The organism is Nocardioides pantholopis (assembly GCF_003710085.1).
GTDB classification, from domain to species: Bacteria; Actinomycetota; Actinomycetes; order Propionibacteriales; family Nocardioidaceae; genus Nocardioides; species Nocardioides pantholopis.
Map to the genome: position 1 here is coordinate 2376403 of NZ_CP033324.1, position 16530 is coordinate 2392932.

Annotated in this window: 15 protein-coding genes; 11 read left to right on the plus strand and 4 right to left on the minus strand. The window is 73.8% G+C overall.

Annotated elements, in window-relative coordinates; all coding sequences use genetic code 11:
- Positions 1–105 precede the first annotated feature (105 nt).
- From EBO35_RS11410 to EBO35_RS11450, 9 genes are read left to right on the plus strand one after another with little or no spacing between them, the layout of a single operon-like run.
- A complete protein-coding gene (locus EBO35_RS11410; protein ID WP_164477930.1) occupies positions 106–1170 on the plus strand; it encodes an MBL fold metallo-hydrolase in 1065 nt (354 codons plus the stop codon).
- Positions 1167–2066, plus strand: coding sequence for an SDR family NAD(P)-dependent oxidoreductase (locus tag EBO35_RS11415; RefSeq protein ID WP_122817815.1), 900 nt, complete (start codon positions 1167–1169; stop codon positions 2064–2066). The genes EBO35_RS11410 and EBO35_RS11415 overlap by 4 nt, the downstream gene beginning before the upstream one ends.
- 1 nt (position 2067) lies before the next feature.
- Positions 2068–2925 (plus strand): MaoC/PaaZ C-terminal domain-containing protein, encoded by an 858-nt coding sequence (locus EBO35_RS11420; protein WP_122817816.1) that lies wholly within the window; start codon positions 2068–2070, stop codon positions 2923–2925.
- Positions 2922–3356: a Zn-ribbon domain-containing OB-fold protein gene (locus EBO35_RS11425; RefSeq protein ID WP_122817817.1), complete on the plus strand. Its 435-nt coding sequence runs from the start codon at positions 2922–2924 to the stop codon at positions 3354–3356. The genes EBO35_RS11420 and EBO35_RS11425 overlap by 4 nt, the downstream gene beginning before the upstream one ends.
- Entirely contained in the window at positions 3353–4480 is a 1128-nt protein-coding gene (locus EBO35_RS11430) for a thiolase C-terminal domain-containing protein (RefSeq protein ID WP_122817818.1), read from the plus strand. Before EBO35_RS11425 ends, EBO35_RS11430 begins: the two co-directional genes overlap by 4 nt.
- A gap of 23 nt (positions 4481–4503) precedes the next feature.
- Positions 4504–6039 (plus strand): AMP-binding protein, encoded by a 1536-nt coding sequence (locus EBO35_RS11435; protein ID WP_164477931.1) that lies wholly within the window; start codon positions 4504–4506, stop codon positions 6037–6039.
- The gene (locus tag EBO35_RS11440) at positions 6036–7316 is read left to right on the plus strand and encodes an MFS transporter (protein WP_164477932.1); all 1281 of its coding nucleotides are present in this window, start codon (positions 6036–6038) and stop codon (positions 7314–7316) included. Before EBO35_RS11435 ends, EBO35_RS11440 begins: the two co-directional genes overlap by 4 nt.
- Positions 7317–7363: 47 nt before the next feature.
- Positions 7364–8440, plus strand: a complete 1077-nt coding sequence (locus EBO35_RS11445; protein ID WP_164477933.1) for a zinc-binding dehydrogenase — start codon at positions 7364–7366, stop codon at positions 8438–8440.
- Positions 8437–9891 carry an aldehyde dehydrogenase family protein gene (locus tag EBO35_RS11450; RefSeq protein ID WP_122817822.1) on the plus strand — a complete coding sequence of 485 codons (1455 nt, stop codon included), beginning with the start codon at positions 8437–8439 and terminating at the stop codon, positions 9889–9891. Before EBO35_RS11445 ends, EBO35_RS11450 begins: the two co-directional genes overlap by 4 nt.
- 53 nt (positions 9892–9944) lie before the next feature.
- Here EBO35_RS11450 and EBO35_RS11455 read toward each other — a convergent pair whose 3' ends face one another.
- The 4 genes from EBO35_RS11455 to EBO35_RS11470 are packed head-to-tail and all read right to left on the minus strand — an operon-like array spanning position 9945 to position 13520.
- Entirely contained in the window at positions 9945–10703 is a 759-nt protein-coding gene (locus tag EBO35_RS11455; protein ID WP_122817823.1) for a crotonase/enoyl-CoA hydratase family protein, read from the minus strand.
- Positions 10700–11572, minus strand: a complete 873-nt coding sequence (locus EBO35_RS11460; RefSeq protein ID WP_122817824.1) for an IclR family transcriptional regulator — start codon at positions 11570–11572, stop codon at positions 10700–10702. The genes EBO35_RS11455 and EBO35_RS11460 overlap by 4 nt, the downstream gene beginning before the upstream one ends.
- On the minus strand, positions 11569–12429 hold the full coding sequence (locus EBO35_RS11465) for a MaoC/PaaZ C-terminal domain-containing protein (protein ID WP_122817825.1): 861 nt from the start codon (positions 12427–12429) through the stop codon (positions 11569–11571). The genes EBO35_RS11460 and EBO35_RS11465 overlap by 4 nt, the downstream gene beginning before the upstream one ends.
- Positions 12430–12431: 2 nt before the next feature.
- Positions 12432–13520: an ABC transporter substrate-binding protein gene (locus EBO35_RS11470; RefSeq protein ID WP_164477934.1), complete on the minus strand. Its 1089-nt coding sequence runs from the start codon at positions 13518–13520 to the stop codon at positions 12432–12434.
- 282 nt (positions 13521–13802) lie between these two features.
- Between EBO35_RS11470 and EBO35_RS11475 the strand changes: the two genes are divergently transcribed.
- Both EBO35_RS11475 and EBO35_RS11480 read left to right on the plus strand, forming a co-directional pair.
- Complete coding sequence (locus tag EBO35_RS11475) at positions 13803–15002, plus strand: acyl-CoA dehydrogenase family protein (RefSeq protein ID WP_122817827.1); 1200 nt, start codon at positions 13803–13805, stop codon at positions 15000–15002.
- The gene (locus EBO35_RS11480) at positions 14995–16185 is read left to right on the plus strand and encodes an acyl-CoA dehydrogenase family protein (protein ID WP_122817828.1); all 1191 of its coding nucleotides are present in this window, start codon (positions 14995–14997) and stop codon (positions 16183–16185) included. The genes EBO35_RS11475 and EBO35_RS11480 overlap by 8 nt, the downstream gene beginning before the upstream one ends.
- Positions 16186–16530 lie beyond the last annotated feature (345 nt).

The following is a 16530-nucleotide window of genomic DNA, read 5'->3' on the forward strand; positions in this document are numbered from 1 at the left end:
GACGCCGCCGGCCGGCATCGGAGGTCGACCCATAGGCAGCGTCGATCCCCGCTGCCGGGATCAGGTCTTTGTCGGCGACGGGTGAGGGCCGACACAGTTCCGCACGTGAGCGTCGTACCCAGCAGCGCGGCCCAGGCGACGGCCTGGCGCACCCGCACCCTGCCCGCACCCGAGGAGGTCCGCCCCGGGCTGTGGGCCCTCGCGGTCCCGGTGCCCACGCCGATCGTCTACACGCTCTGCTATGTGCTCGTGGCCGATCACGGCCTGCTGGTCATCGACCCCGGCTGGCCCGACGACGCGTCCCGGGACGGGCTGGTCGCGGGTCTGCGTGCGCTCGGCGCCACGCCTGCGGACGTCACCGACGTCGTGGTCACCCACCTGCACCCCGATCACGCCGGCCTCGCCGGCTGGCTTCTCGACCGCGCACCGGACGCCAGCCTGGCCATGCACCCCGAAGACCTGGACCGGCTGCTCCCCCAGGGCCAGCAGCGTCGCACGGAGACCGACCGGGTCTGGTCGGCGTACATGGCCACGGTCGGCGCGCCGGAGGCGCTGGCGATCGGGACCCGCGCCCTCGTGATGCCACCGCTGACCGCGGCGCAGGCCGACCGGGCCCGGGCCCTCGGCGACGGCGAGCACCTCCGCCACGGGGACTGGGACCTGGAAACGGTGTGGACCCCCGGCCACACCCGCGGCAGCCTGGTGCTGCTGGAGCGCCGGCACCGGCTGCTCATCTCCGGCGACCACATCCTGCCCACGGTGACCCCCGCGGTCAGCCAGCAGGCCGACGCCGAGCACGACATCCTCGGCGACTTCCTGCGCTCCCTGCTCCGGGTGCGGGACCTCCCGGCGGACGAGGTGCTGCCGGGGCACCAGTACCGCTTCCGAGGCCTCGCCGACCGGGTCGACGCGATGGTCGACCACCATCGGCGCCGGCTGACCGAGCTCGAGTCCGCCGTCGCGGGCCAGCCGGGTGCCTCCTGCTACGACCTGACCCAGCAGCTGCGCTGGAGCACCTCCGACTTCGGCGCGCTCTCGCGCCGCGACCGGGCGATGGCGGCCCGGGAGACCCTCGCCCACCTGACCCACCTGCGCCTCGCCGGCCGGGTCACCGCCCACGACACCGCCCCGGCCACCTCGTGGTTCGGCGGCGGAGAGGACCTGCCATGAGCATCACCGTCAGCCCGGACGGCACCTGTGCCGGACGCGTCGCCGTCGTCACCGGAGCCGGGCGCGGTCTCGGCGCCGCGTACGCGCGCCGGCTCGCCGCGGCCGGAGCGGCCGTCGTCGTCAACGACCTCGGCGTGGGCCTGGACGGCGAGACGGACGGGACGACGCCCGCCGAGGAGGTCGCGGCCGAGATCAACGCCGCCGGCGGCCGCGCCGTCGCCAGCGGCCACGATGTCTCCTCCTGGAAGGAGGCCGGGCAGCTGATCGGGCTCGCCGTCGACACCTTCGGCGGCCTCGACGTCCTGGTCAACAACGCCGGCGTGCTGCGCGACCGGACCATCACCCGGATGACGGAGGCCGAGTGGGACTCGGTCATCCAGGTGCACCTGAAGGGCAGCTTCGCGACGACCCACCACGCGGCGAACCACTGGCGCGAGCGGTACGCCGCGGAGCCGGAGCGGGCCGGTCGGCTGATCAACACGACCTCCGTCTCCGGCCTGTTCGGCAACGTCGGTCAGGCCAACTACGCCGCGGCCAAGGCCGGGATCGCCGCGATGACGATCGTCGCCTCCCTGGAGCTGGCGCGGTACGGCGTGACGGCGAACTGCGTCTCGCCCGGTGCGGCCACCCGGATGACGGCGACCCTCGCCGGCCGCGACCCCGACGACCCAACCCGCTCCCCCGAGTTCCCGGCTGCGGTCGTCGAGTGGCTCGCCTCCGACCGCGCACGGGACGTGACCGGCCGGGTCTTCCTGACGTCGGGCAAGCGGGTCTCGGTCGCGAACGGCTGGGAGCACGGCGCTCCGGCGACCCCGAGCACCGACCCCGGCGAGCTGGACGCCACCCTGCGGGACCTGTTGGCAGGCGCCCGCCCGAACGCCGACATGCGGGGCTGAGATGCTCGATCGCACCAGCGTCGGCGCCGTCTCCGCTCCGGTCGCCCGCACCTGGACCGCCGACGACGCACTCCTCTACGCCCTCGCCCTCGGCGCCGGGCCGGACCAGCTGGACCTCGTGACCGAGAACTCCCAGGGAGTCGAGCAGCGCCTCCTGCCGACGTACGCCGCCCTGCTCGCGGGGGGCACCAAGCCGCTGCGGGACCGACTCGGCGACTGGCCGCCGCAGGCCACCGTGCACGGCGCCCAGCGGGTCCGCCTCCCCGCCCCGCTCCCGGTCGCGGGCGAGGTGGAGGTCGTCTCGACGGTGACCCGGATCGCCGACAAGGGCTCCGGCGCGCTGCTGGAGGTCGAGGCCACCGGCCGCGACCCGAAGGACGGGTCCGCGGTGTTCACCGCCGTGACGACCCTCTTCCTGCGCGGCCAGGGCTGGGGGGAGCCCGAGAGCGGCTCCGACCCCGACCCGGTCCCCGACCGGGCCCCGGACCTCGAAGTCGAGGCCGGCACCACCGAGAGCCAGGCGCTGCTCTACCGACTGTGCGGAGACCGCAACCCGCTGCACAGCGACCCGGTCTTCGCCCGACGCGCGGGCTTCGAGCAGCCGATCCTGCACGGCCTGTGCACCTGGGGCCTCACCGCGCGCGCCCTCCTCGGGGAGCTCGCGCGGCTCGGCGAGCCGGACCCGCTCGGCCGGGTCGCGGCGTACGCCGGCCGGTTCCGCGCCCCCGTGACGCCCGGCGAGACCCTCACGATCCGCGCCTGGCACACCGGGCCCGGCACCTGGGCCCACACCACCTCGGTCGGCGACCGCACGGTCGTGGACCGCGGCGAGCTCACCCTGCACCCGGAGGCCCTATGACGACCACTGCGACGGCCACCGAGCCCTACCCCGTCCCCCGGCCGACCCCAGAGACCCGGCCCTACTGGGACGCGACAGCGCGTCACGAGCTCGTGCACCACCGCTGTGCCTCCTGCGGGTCCGGCACCCAGCACCCCCGCGCGATCTGCGGGTGCGGGTCCACCGCGCTCAGCTGGGCGCTGTGCTCGGGGCGCGGCCGCCTGCACTCCTACGTCATCGTGCACCGCCCGGAGCCGGTCTTCGCCGCGGAGGCGCCCTTCGTGCTGGCCGTGGTCGAGCTCGACGAGGGCGTGCGGATGACGACCCGGATCGTCGAGGTGGACCCGGTGCCCGAGGCCCTGCGCCTGGACATGCCGGTCGAGCTGCGCTGGCTGGAGCGCGGGTCGGTCAGCCTCCCGGTGTTCGCCCCGAGCCCGGAGCCGGCCGCATGAGCGCCCTGATCGTCGGGGCGGCGGAGACCGACGCGCTCGGCCGCAACCCCGACCAGTCCGTGCTGGGACTGAACGTCGAGGGCGGCCTGCGTGCCCTGGCGGACGCCGGGCTCGAGCCCGGTCAGATCGACGGCGTCGCCGGCGCGTACTCCCCGCACGGGGTCGCCCACGCGCTCGGCATCACCCCGCGCTGGGTGGACACCACCAACGTCGGTGGCTGCTCCTTCCTCATGCACGTCCGCCATGCCGCCGCCGCCATCGCCGCGGGCCACGCGACCCGGGTGCTGATCACCCACGGCGAGTCGGGGCGGTCCCGGATCGGGACGGTGCCGCGGCCCCGCGACCCGCAGTCGTGGACCGGCCAGTTCGAGGAGCCGTACGGCGCGAAGCCGCCGTACACCCGGTTCACCCTGCCCGCGATGCGCTACCTCCACGACCACGGGCTGGACGAGGTCGCCCTCGCCGAGGTGGTCGTCGCGCAGCGACGCTGGTCCGCCCGGGTCCCGCGGGCCGGCCGACGCGACCTGCTGAGCGTCGAGGAGGTGCTGGCGGCACCCAGCCTCGCCTGGCCGTTCCGGGTCCCGATGGTGTGCATGCTGACCGACGGCGGCGGCGGGCTGGTGGTCACCTCGGCCGAGCACGCCCCCGCCGCGCAGCGCGCCCGCGCCGTCCACGTCCTCGGCACCGGCGAGGGCGCCGACCCGCTGCTCGTCGCGCAGGTGCCTGACCCGGCCGGCTCCTCGGCCGCGCGGCGGGCGGCCGACGACGCGTTCGCCGAGTCCGGGCTGACGCGCGCCGAGGTCGACCACGTGATGGTCTACGACGCATTCGCCCACCTGCCGCTGATCGGGCTGGAGAACCTCGGCCTCGCACCGCCCGGCAAGGCCGCGGAGCTAGTCGGGGCGGGCGAGACCTCGCCGGGCGGCTCGCTGCCGCTCAACACCAACGGCGGCGGGCTCGCCTACACCCACACCGGCATGTACGGCATGTTCGCGATCCAGGAGGCGGTGCGCCAGCTGCGCCACGAGGCGCCCGCCCAGGTGCCCGGCGCCCGCACCAGCGCCGTACTCGGCTTCGGCGGGATGTTCACCGCCGCCGCCGTCCTCCTGCTCGGACGGGACTGACCATCACAACGAGAGGCTCCACCGTGCGCAACTTCTTCGGCTACGCCGAGCAGGACCCCGACCGGGTCGCCGTCGTCCACACCGACGGTCAGAGCATCAGCTACGGCGAGATGCGCGACGACGCCAACCGGGTCAGCAACTTCCTCTGGTCGCGTGGCCTGAAGCCCGAGCAGACCGTCGCGACCCTGCTGCCGAACTCCTACCAGCTGATGGCGGTCGTCCGCGGCGCCACCCAGATCCCGCTGTACCTCACCCCGGTCAACTGGCATCTCACCGCGGCCGAGATCTCCTACGTGCTGACCGACTCCGGCGCCCGCGTCCTGTTCACCGCCGAGCCGTTCATGGAGCTGGCCAGGACCGCGGTCGCCGAGGCGGGCCTTCCCCCGGAGACGGTCGTCGCGGTGGACGTCGTACCTCCCGGAGCCGGCTCCCGGCTGAGCGGCCCGGTGCGTGCGGCCGCCGCCACCACACCGCCGAACCAGGGCGCCGGCAACCGGATGCTCTACACCTCCGGAACCACCGGACGTCCGAAGGCGGTGCGGCGCCCGCTGCGCGGCATCAGCCCAGTCGAGGCCGCCGGCTCGGCGCTGGCCCGGGCCGAGCGGTACGGCGCGGACCACGAGGACGGCGTGTTCCTCGGCGTCGCCCCGATGTACCACGCCTCGCCGCTCGCGTACGCCGACCAGGCGCTCGACGTGGGCCACCGGGTGGTGCTGCTCGAGCGCTGGACCCGGGACGGCGCCCTGGCGGCGATCGCCGAGCACGGCGTGACCTGGCTCTACCTGGTGCCGCTCATGATGCAGGAGCTGCTGACTCTCCCCGAGGCCGAGCGGGACGCCGCACGGGTCCGCTCCCTGCGCTCGATCGTGCACACCGCGGCGCCGTGCCCGCCGCACGTGAAGCGGGCGATGATCGACTGGCTGGGCCCGATCCTGGTCGAGGTGTACGGCGGCACCGAGGGCAGCGCCACCGTGATCACCTCCCCGGAGTGGCTGACCCACGTCGGCAGCGTCGGCAGGCCGCTGCCCCACGTCAGCGTGCGGATCCTGGACGAGGCCCGCAACGAGGTGCCGACCGGGCAGGTCGGGACCGTGTACTTCAGGAACGACGAGCTCGCGTTCGTCTACCTGGGCGACCCCGAGAAGACTGCGGCCTCGCGCCTCGACGGGCACGTCACGCTCGGCGACCTCGGCCGGTTCGACGAGGACGGCTACCTCTACCTCTCCGACCGGGCCGCCGACCTGATCATCAGCGGCGGGGTGAACATCTACCCCGCCGAGGTCGAGCACGCCCTGGTCGAGCTGCCGGGGGTGAGCGACGCCTGCGTCGTCGGCCGCCCGGACGACCGGTGGGGCGAGAGCGTCCACGCCGTCGTCGTACTCGACCGCCCCGGCACCGCCGAGGACCTGGCCGCGTCGCTCACGGCCGAGCTGCGCGTCAAGATCGCGGGCTACAAGATCCCGCGGAGCTGGGACTTCGTCGACGCGCTGCCCCGCTCCGCGGCGGGCAAGCTACTGCGGCGCGAGGTGCGGAAGGGCGCGGCGGCGCCGCGGGCGTGACCGTGCCGGGCGGGGGGCGACCGGCCGCGCTCGAGGAGTCCAGGGACGACGCGTCCCGCGGGGCGCGCGCCCTGGTCCTCGACCGCACCTTCGGCACCCTCTTCTGGGGCAAGCTCCTGTCGTCGGCCGGCGTCTGGATGCAGGGCGTGACGGCCGCGATCGTCGTCTACGAGGGCACCGGCTCGGCCACCGCCGTCAGCCTGATCACCCTGGCGCAGGCGCTCCCCCAGCTGGTCCTGGGGCCGTGGTCGGGCGTGCTCGCCGACCGCAGGCACCCCGCGCGCCAGATCGTGCTCGGCCGGATGCTCTGCGTCCTCGGCTCGGGGCTGCTCGCCGCGTTTTTCGCGACCGTGGATCCCGGCCCGCTCCTGCTGGTCGGCGTGGTCTTCGCCTGCTCGCTCCTGGTCGGCACCGGCTTCGTGATCGGCGGTCCGGCGATGCAGTCGATCATCCCCGACCTGGTCCGACCCAGCGAGCTGCACACCGCGATGACCCTCAACACGGCCCCGCTGACCACGGCCCGGATCGCCGGGCCGGCGCTCGGCGCCTTCGTCCTCGGCTGGGCCGGGCCCGCTGCCTCCTTCGCGGTCAGTGCCGCCACCCACGCGGTGTTCGTGCTCCTCCTCGTCCTGGTGGCACGGATCCCGCACCGGTCCGAGGGCGACCGAGGCACCGCGGTGTCGATGCGCGCCGGGCTGACCTACCTGCGGGCCCACCCGCGCCTGTGGGTGATGCTCGGGGCGACCGCGCTGCTCGGCATCGGCACCGAGCCGTCCCTCACGCTGGCTCCGGCGCTCTCGGAGTCCCTGCACGGCAACGTGCTGCTGGCCGGCCCGCTCACGCTGTCCTTCGGCATCGGCTCGCTGGCCGGCCTGCTCGGCACCCCCGTGCTGCGGCGGTGGGCCACGGTCGGCCAGGCCGCCTGGATCGGGCTGCTGACGATGATCGTCGGCATGGGACTGGTGGCGGCGCTGAACTCGCCCGCCTGGGCGTTCGCCTGCTTCGGCGTGGCCGGGGCGGGGTTCTCCTGGGGGATGGCGGGGTTCAGCTCGCTGCTCCAGTCCGAGACCGACCGAGGGTTCCGCGGCCGGGTGATGGCCTGGTGGCTCGTCGCGTTCCTCGGCTTCCGGCCGCTGTCCGCGTCCACGACCGGACTGATCACCGACCTGCTGTCGGTCCGCGCGGCGTTCGCCGTCTCGAGCGCGGCGCTGGCGGTCTGTGCCGGACTCCTGGGCCTCGCCTTGTGGCGCCGGTCACCTCCGACTAGATTCCACTGAGCAGAGTCGAGTTCATGTCATTTGAATCGAATGGAAGTGAGGGTGTCGTGCGTGCACTGGTGTGGGACGGGGACCGGCTCGCCGTCGAGGAGGATGTCGACGTACGCCGACCCGGTCCGGGCGAGGTCGCCGTCGAGATCAGGATGGCTGGGCTCTGCCACAGCGATCTCAGCCCCATGGAGGGGCGGATCCCCCAGCCGACGCCGGTCATCCTCGGCCACGAGGCGGTCGGTGTCGTCGTCGAGGCCGGCGCGGGCAGCGACGTCCCCATCGGCCAGCGGGTGGTGATGACCGTACTGCGCCGCTGCGGCAGCTGTCGGCACTGCCTGGCGGGGCGGCCGACGCTGTGCACCGCATCCGGGGAGCCGGTCCCGAGCCCGTTCTCCCGGCACGGGGAGACGATCCACCAGTTCGTGCGGCTGGGCGCGTTCGCGGAGCGGATCGTGGTGACCCGCGACCAGGTGATCGCGGTCCCCGACGCCCTCTCCGACCCGGTCGCGGCGATGCTGGGCTGCGCCACGATCACCGCCTTCGGCGCCGTCGAGCAACGTGCTCGACTGCAGGCCGGAGAGACCGCCCTGGTGACCGGTGCCGGCGGCATCGGCCTCAACGTCGTCCTCGCCGCTCGGGCGGCGGGCGCCTCCCGCATCGTCGTGGTGGACCGCAACCCCGCCAAGGAGCAGATCGCCAGGAAGTGCGGCGCCACCGACTTCCTGGTGCCCTCCGGCCCGGCCGCGATCGCTCCCGCAGTGCTCGATCTGGTGCCCGGCGGCGTGGACACCGCGTTCGAGTGCGCGGGCAACACCGCCCTCCTCGAGGCGGCCATCACCAGCCTCGCCTGGGGCGGGCGGGCCGTGATCCTCGGACTGCCCCCGACCGGCACGACCCTGGACCTCCAGGTGCGCGCGCTCTTCCACGACAAGTCGCTGCTGGGCTGCCGGATGGGATCGGTCGATCCCCAGACCGTGCTGCCGCTCCTCGCCGAGCGGGTGCTGGCCGGCGAGATCGACCTGGATCCGCTGATCTCGACGATCGTGCCCATGGAGGGCGCCGCCGACCTCGTCGAGGACCTGCGCAACGGTCGGATCGACCGCGGCTTCATCGACTTCGGGGCCCGGTCATGAGTGTCACGGTCTCGGTGCCGACGCACCCGTGCTGGATCGCCGGCCAGCCGGTCGAGACGCCGACGACGTACGCCGTGCACGACCCGTACACCGAGCAGGTCATCGCCCACGTGGCCGACGCGGTCCGTGCCGTGGCGGACGCCGCGGCCGACGCGGCGGCCGCGGCCAGCGCGGAGTGGGCGGCCACCCCGGTCGCCGTACGCCGTCGGGTGCTCGGCCGCGCCGGCGAGCTCCTCGAGCAACGCCGCGACGAGCTCGTCGAGCTGGCCATGGCCGACGCCGGCGCCCGCCGGGACGTCGCCGAGCAGACCCAGGTCGATGCCGCCCTGCTCCGGCTGCGGCAGTGGTCGACGAAGTCGGCGGACCTACTCGAGGTGCCGGTCGACCCCACTGTCAACGGCCTGGCGGGCCGGGTGACCAGGCTGCCGGTCGGGGTCGTGGCCTGCATCAGCCCCTACAACTTCCCGCTGCTCGCGATGGTCGGCAAGATCGCGCCGGCACTCTTCGCCGGCAACGCCGTGGTGATGAAGCCGGCGCCGCAGGACCCGCTGCTCGTGGTCGCCCTGACCGAGGCGCTCAACGAGGCCCTGGCCGCCGAGTCCGCCCCGCCGGGAGCGGTCAACCTGGTGGTCGGCGCCGGCGCGGAGTCCGGCGCCGCCCTGGTCGACCATCCCGCCGTCGGCGCAGTCAGCTTCACCGGGAGCACCACCGTCGGCACCGAGATTTACCGCTCGGCGGCGCCGGGCATGAAGCGGCTGCTGATGGAGCTCGGCGGCAAGGGCGCGCTCGTCGCACGCGCCGACGCGGACCTGGACGACGTGGTGGCCGCCGCCACCCGGGCCTGGACGGTGCACGCCGGCCAGATCTGCGTCACCCCCGCTCGGATCATTGTCGACCGGAGCATCCACGACGAGCTGGTCCGGCGCCTCCGCGGCGTCCTCGCGAGCCTCGTGCACGGGGACCCCCGAGACCCGGCCACGACGACCGTGCCGCTGATCTCGCCCGTGCAACGCGACCGGGTCGCGGACCTCGTCGCGTCGGCCCGCGCCGAGGGAGCCCGGGTCGAGACCGCCACCGGCATCCCCGAGCGGGGCTGGTTCCACCCCGCGACCCTGGTCCTCGACGCGACGCCGGACCTGACCGTGATGCAGGAGGAGGCCTTCGGGCCGGTCATCTGCGTGACGGCGTCGGACTCCGACGACGAGGCCGTCACGATCGCGAACGCGACCCGCTACGGCCTCACGGACCAGGTCTACTCCCGGGACCTGGCCGCGGCCGAGGCCGTCGCCGGACGGCTCCGTGCCGCCCAGGTCGGGATCAACACCTGTGCGCGCCGGATGGACCTCCCGTTCGGCGGCAGCAAGGCCAGCGGCCTCGGTCGCAGCGGTGGGACCTATGCGCTCGACTCCTACACCGAGCTGCGGGCCGTGGTCTGGCCGAGCACCGACTGAGGTCGACCGGATCGCGGGCGTCGCCGACGGGCCGCTGACAGGGAAGCCGCCCGTCAGCGGCCGGTCCACTCCGGGCGTCGACCCTCGACGAACGCCCGGGCGCCCTCCTGCGCGTCGGCCGAGGCCCGGACCGGGTCGCTGATCTCCGCCTGCCGCTGGAAGAACTCGGCGTCCGTCCAGTCCTGGGACTCCACGACGATCTGCTTGCTCGCCCGCACGGCCAGCGGCCCGTTGCGCCCGACCTCCTCGGCCAGCTCCAGGGCGCGGGCGAGGGCCTCCCCCGACGGCACCAGCCGGTTGACCAGGTGCACCTCATGGGCGCGGGACGCCGAAATCCTGGCCCCAGTGAGGATCCACTCCAGGGCGATGTTGCGCGGGATCTTGCGGGGCAGGCGCATCAGCCCGCCGCCCGAGGCCACCAGTCCCCGGGTGACCTCGAGCTGACCGAAGAACGCGTCCTGGGCCGCCACCACCAGGTCGCACGCGAGCACCATCTCGAACCCGCCGCCCAGGGCGGCACCCTCGACGGCGGCGATGAGCGGCTTCTGCGGCGGTCGCCGGACCAGGCCGGCGAAGCCGCGCTCCGGGATCGAGGGCCGCTGACCGGCCAGGAACGCGCGCAGGTCGAGCCCGGCGCAGAAGTGGCCGTGCGCGCCGGCGAGGACGCCGACGGTGACGTCGGGGCGCGCGTCGAGCTCGTCGAAGGCCGCGGCGAGCAGCTCGGAGGTGACAGCATCGACCGCGTTGCGCACCGCGGGCCGGTCGATCGTGATCACGAAGGTGCGTCCTGCGGTCTCGGTCCGGACCGTCACCGTGGGTCTCTCCTGTCGAGTTGGCCGCGCAGCGGCGCGGGCGGCGGCCGCGTGGGTCCGCCGATCGAGAGCGTGAGGCGATGGGCCGCCGCGACGACCTCGCGGACAATGGCGGGCCCCCGCGCGGGCCGGCCTGCGCCGGCCACCTTGCCGGGACCCGCGACCGGCCCAGCGATCGGTACCGCGACACCGATCGCGCCCACCGGGCGACCTCGCTGGTCGAACACCGGTGCCGCCGCGGCCCAGACGCCGGGCCAGTGCCGCCCCGCCCCCACCGCGAACCCGCGCCGCGCGCCGACCCCCAACTGGTCGTACCACGCCCGGCGCGCCGGCAGCGGGTGCAGCGCGGCCGCCTGGGTGGCGAGCACCCGGTCGACCTCGCCGCGCGGGAGGAAGGCCAGCACCGCGTGCCCGGTCCTCGTCTCCAGCGCGCTGTACCGGCCGCCGAGGGGGACCTGGGCACGGGCCCGCTTGTCCGGCACGGCCCGGCCGGAGTAGGTGAGCCAGCCGTCCTCGTAGGCGGCGTAGACGGCCGTCTCGTCGACGCGCTGGACGAGGTCGCGCAGCACCCGATCGGTCTGGGCGGGCGTGCCGATCGAGTCGTTCACCGCACATCCGAGCTGCCAGGGCCGCAGGGTGGCGCGCCACCGCTTGTCGTCGTCCTGGCGGGCGAAGCCCTGGTCCCGGATCAGTCGCAGGGTCCGCAGGAGCGTGGAGGGGGTCAGCCCGGTCACCGTCGCCAGGTCACCGAGCGAGGCCGGACCGTACTCGCAGACCGCGGCCAGCACCCGGAGCGTCCGGTTGATCGAGCCCGCCGCCGGTGGCGATCCCGGTGCCGCGGACGTCGGGACGGCCTCGGAGACGGTCATCGGGCCTCTTCCTTGAAGGTGAGCACTCCCGCGTCAAGGGCCGGACGTGCCGACCCCAGCCGCCGGACCTGGAAGTGCACGCTGCCGGGGCCGGTCGTCCGATAGCGCAGCTCCAGATCGTCCCCCGGCCAGACGGTGGCCCGGAAGCGCGCCTCCAGTGAGGTCATTCGACCGGGGTCTCCCCTGAGCACCTCGCGCAGCAGCAGCCGCGCGGTCACGCCGTAGGTGCACAGCCCGTGCAGGATCGGCCGGTCGAAGCCAGCGCGACGCGCGAACGCGGGGTCCGAGTGCAGCGGGTGCCGGTCACCGCAGAGCCGGTAGAGCAGCGCCTGGTTCTCAGGCAGCCGGTGCCGCAGCACCGTCTCGTCGCTCTCGTCGCTCACCTCCGGAGCCGGCTCCGGGGAGCGGGACGGGTCGAACCCGCCCGCGCCCCGGAGGAAGACCTGCCGCCGGGCCGTGAACAGCGGCTCCCCCGATCCGGGCTCGGTCGCCGTCGTGTCGACGGTCACCAAGGCGCCCGAGCCCTTGTCGGCGATCGCGACCACCGTCGACTCCAGCTCGGCCGCGCCCTCCGGCGCCAGCTCGCGGTGCCAGACGACCCGCTGCCCGGCGTACACCAGCCGCACCGGGTCCCAGGCCGGGCCGACCGCCTCCCGGACCGCCGCACCCGTCCTCCCGATCAGGGCGGCGTACGACGGGACGGCCCGCTGCCGGACCCCGATGCAGTTCTCGGTCGTCAGCGACAGCTCGTCCGGACCGGCGCCGAGCGCCACGGCGTACAGCAGGCTGTCCGTCGAGGTCCACGTCCGCGTCCAGCGGGGCGAGACGAAGCCCACCGCATCGAGGTTCGGCACCATCGCTAGGAGGGGCGCTCGCAGCTGTTCAGCGCCTCCACGAACCGGGTGTCGAGGATCTGGTCCACCGACAGCGGCTCGTCGTACTCCAGGTCGCCCTGGGCCGTCAGGAACTCCTGCAGACCCTCGAGGAAGTCACCCACCCCGTCCATCGAGAAGGTCGGGTCGAAGTCGAGCGGCAGCGAGGCCTCGACGGTCGCCTCCGGCAGGTCCTGGGCCTTGGCCAGCAGCGCGACCGTCTCCGGGTTCTCCCGGTAGTCGCCCTCGAGGTACTCCTCGCTCACGTCGCTGAGGACCTGCAGCACCCGGACCGCCACCTCGGGTCGGTCGAGCAGCGACGGGCCGGCGAGGAGCGTCGTCCCCGTGATGCCGGGCGCGTAGCCGGCGACCGGGACCAGGTCGGGATTCTTGGCCGCCTCCACCTCGAGGGGCGCGCTGATCCAGGCCAGGTCGACGGCGCCGTTGTCGAGCGCGACGAGGCCGTCAGGGGCCTGCATGACCTCCCCGGTCTGCACGTCGTCGAGCGTCATGTCGAACGGCTCCAGCGCGTTTTGCAGGATCATCGCGCTGATGCCGCGGGTGCCGGTCGGGCCGACCACCAGGCCGTCCTTGATCTTCGTGAGGTCGAGGTCGTCGGCGTCGCCGACGACGTCCTTGCGCGCCCAGAAGCCGGGCACCGGGGCGCCCGGGGGCGTCTCCGCCTGCCGATCCAGCGGGGCGATGAACTTGAGGTTCACGCCTTCGTTCACGACGTTGAAGTTGCCGGAGGTGTAGGAGGTGAGCTGGCCGTCGAGCTTGCCCTGGGCCAGGAGCGGGAGACCGTCCGCGGTCGGGATCGGCTCGATCTTGACCTCGAGACCGGCCTCCGAGAACGCGTCGGTGACATGCGCGAGCAACATCGGCGCGAACACCGGGAGCGGCTGACCCATCCCGATGGTCACGCTGCCCGAGGTGTCGGACGTGGGGCAAATATCGGCGGCCGACTTGGTGTCGGCCTCGTCGGCGCTGGACGAGTCACCGCCACAGGCAGCGGCCACGGACGCGAGAGCGAGCGCGGCGGTCACACCGACGAGGCTGCGAAGTCGATTGGACATGGTTATCTCCTTGGGCGTGCGTGGCGGTGTTCACCGGGCTCCCGAGCTCAAGCGGTCAGTGCCGCTGAGGCCCCGATCCCCTGCGCTCCTGGCGCAGCTCGTCGGCCGTCGCAGCCAGTCCTCGTCCCGGGTGGAACCGCCTGTCTCGCAGCCGCTCCGACCCTGGATGTGACGAGCGCCACGCTAGACCAAGCTTCGAGTGAATGACAACCCATTCGAGTGAGTCGAATTATGGGCCGGATCGGTTCACCCCGCACCGACCCGCGCCTAGGGTCACTCGCCATGACCGACCCGAACGACGCCACCCAGCTGCGAGCAGTCGCCGAGCGGGTCGTCGAGGAGCACGATCCCCGCTCGACGCCGACCCCCGACCTGCTGACCACGTGGTACGACGCCGGCCTGACCTGGGTGCACTTCCCGGTCGGGCTCGGCGGGCTCGGCGTCTCGCGAGGGCTGCAGCCGGAGGTGGACGCCGTACTCCGCGAGGCCGGTGGACCAGCCGACGTCCGCTCCCTCAACGGCATCGGCTTCGGGATGGCGGCGCCCACGCTGGTCGAGCACGCGCAGGACGACGACCTGAAGCGGGAGTGGCTCCGTCCGTTGGCCGGGACGCACCACATCTGGTGCCAGCTGTTCTCCGAGCCGGGCGCCGGCTCGGACCTCGCCGGCCTCAGCACCTCCGCCGTGCGCCGGGGCGAGGACTGGGCGGTGACCGGGCAGAAGGTCTGGACGAGCGTCGGGCACAAGGCCCGGTGGGGACTACTCCTGGCGCGCACCGATCCCGACGCCCCGAAGCACCTCGGGCTCACCTACTTCGTCGTCGACATGCACTCCCCCGGCGTCGAGGTCCGGCCGCTCCGCCAGCTGACCGGACAGGCGGAGTTCAACGAGGTGCACCTGAGCGACGTACGGATCCCCGACCGGCACCGCCTGGGGAAGGTCGGCGGGGGCTGGCAGGTGGCGAGGACGACGCTGATGAACGAGCGCAGCGCGATCGGGAAGAGCGACAGCCGCCGCGGCGCCGGCAAGATCGCCGACGCGGTGTCCCTGTGGGCCAGCCGCCCCGACCTGCACACACCGATCCTGCGGAACCGGCTGACCCGGTTGTGGCTTCGGGCCGAGGCTCAGCGGCTCACCGCCGAGCGCTCCCGTGCCCTGGCCACCACCTCGGGCCCCGGGCCAGAGGCCTCGATCGGCAAGCTGGTCGGTGCCGAACTCAACCAGGCGATCTACGAGTTCTGCATGGACCTGCTCGGGCCCGAGGGCGTGCTGTACGACGACTACTCGCCACGCGACACCCTCCGCCCCGGCGCCGACCGGCTCGGCCCGATCCAGCGGCGATATCTCAGGAGCCGCGCGAACACCATCGAGGGCGGCACCTCCGAGGTGCTGCGCAACATCCTCGGCGAGAGGGTCCTCGGCCTGCCGCGCGACCTCCGCGCGGACGCCGGCATCCCCTGGAAGGAGATCCCCCGTGGCTGAGCCCGGAACCGACGAGGAGGAGTTCGTCTTCACCGACGAGCACCGGGCCCTGCGCACCGCCGTACGCCGGTTCTGCGGCGCGCACCGGGTGCGCGGCCCCGTCGAGCTCGACGGCGGCTACGACGCACGCGTGTGGCGGCGCCTCTCCTCTGAGCTCGGCGTCCTGGGACTCGCTGTCCCGGAGCCCTCGGGGGGCGGCGGCGGGACCCTGATCGACCAGGCCATCGCGGTCGAGGAGCTCGGCGCCGCCCTCGCCGCCGGTCCCGTGGTGGGGACCGTCCTCCTGGCGATCCCGCTGCTCGCCGCCGCGCCGCCGCACCCGGCCCGCGACCAGCTCCTGGCCCGGCTGTGCAGCGGCGAGGCGACCGCCGCGACCGTCCTGACCGGGAGCCCGGGCGGTCTCGAGTCGACGCCGGTCGACGCGATCGTTGCCCCCGACGAGGACGGCTGGACCCTGTCGGCCGCCCTCGGGGCCGTCCCCGACGCCGGCGCCGCGGACGTCCTCCTGGTCGCCGTCCCGACGCCCGAGGGCACCGCGGTCGTCGCGATCGACACCGACCAGCCCGGCGTCGAGCGCACCCCGCTCGTCACGTTGGACCTCACTCGCCCGCAGGCGAGAGTCCGACTGACCGACGTGTTCGCCCACACGATCGTCGAGCCTCCCCATGCCGACGCAGCTGCTCGGTCCGCACTGCACACCGCCGGCATGCTGCTCGCCGCCGAGCAGGTCGGCGCCGGCCAGCACCTCCTCGACCTGACCGTCGACCACGCCCGGACGCGTCGGCAGTTCGGCCGCCAGATCGGGTCCTTCCAGGCGGTGAAGCACCGGCTTGCCGACATGCTCGTCGCCGTCGAGCACGCGAGGTCGACGGCGTACCACGCCGCGTGGGCCCTCGCCACAGGGTCGGACGATCCCGCACTCGCGGTCAGCATCGCGCAGGCGACCTGCTCCCCCGCCCTGTCCCGCGTAGCCGCGGACACCATCCAGCTACATGGAGGCATCGGCTTCACCTGGGAGCACCAGGCCCACCTGTACTTCAAGCGCGCCGCCGCGGATGCCGCGCTCCTCGGCACCACCGAGGCACACCGGGACCGTGTCGCCCGCGTCGCTCTCGACCTGGCTTCGGCCGACGGAGCGCCCCCCATCGCCGACGGCCTGCCACATGCAGCTGTTCGGCCATGACGTCGACGGCCGCCCGGCTTCACCCGGCCAGCACCGGCGGTTCGGTGACGCCGAGCACCGACGAGACGCCCTCAGGCGAGCCAGCGACGGAAGCCGGGGATGCGCTACGGGCGACGACCGCGAGCCGACAGCCAGAAACCGCCTTGATTGACGAGGCATGGTGGTCGGTCTTCTCACCGTTCGCGACATCGTGAACGACTCACGACTACGCCTCGGTGCACCTGCCGGCATCCAGGACGCCTGACGCTCTGGCCATCGCGTCGGAGTCGTACTGGGTCGACCTCTCCGGCTGGAGGTCGGTCGCGTCCGCTCGCCACGAGACGTATGGGGAGGACGCCGAACGCC

Excerpts from the sequence above, each read along its gene's own strand:
- EBO35_RS11475 (WP_122817827.1), top strand. The coding sequence starts at position 13,803 with ATGACCGACCCGAACGACGCCACCCAGCTGCGAGCAGTCGCCGAGCGG.
- EBO35_RS11460 (WP_122817824.1), bottom strand. The coding sequence starts at position 11,572 with ATGACCGTCTCCGAGGCCGTCCCGACGTCCGCGGCACCGGGATCGCCA.
- EBO35_RS11425 (WP_122817817.1), top strand. The coding sequence starts at position 2,922 with ATGACGACCACTGCGACGGCCACCGAGCCCTACCCCGTCCCCCGGCCG.
- EBO35_RS11450 (WP_122817822.1), top strand. The coding sequence starts at position 8,437 with ATGAGTGTCACGGTCTCGGTGCCGACGCACCCGTGCTGGATCGCCGGC.
- EBO35_RS11470 (WP_164477934.1), bottom strand. The coding sequence starts at position 13,520 with ATGTCCAATCGACTTCGCAGCCTCGTCGGTGTGACCGCCGCGCTCGCT.
- EBO35_RS11430 (WP_122817818.1), top strand. The coding sequence starts at position 3,353 with ATGAGCGCCCTGATCGTCGGGGCGGCGGAGACCGACGCGCTCGGCCGC.
- EBO35_RS11465 (WP_122817825.1), bottom strand. The coding sequence starts at position 12,429 with ATGGTGCCGAACCTCGATGCGGTGGGCTTCGTCTCGCCCCGCTGGACG.
- EBO35_RS11415 (WP_122817815.1), top strand. The coding sequence starts at position 1,167 with ATGAGCATCACCGTCAGCCCGGACGGCACCTGTGCCGGACGCGTCGCC.
- EBO35_RS11420 (WP_122817816.1), top strand. The coding sequence starts at position 2,068 with ATGCTCGATCGCACCAGCGTCGGCGCCGTCTCCGCTCCGGTCGCCCGC.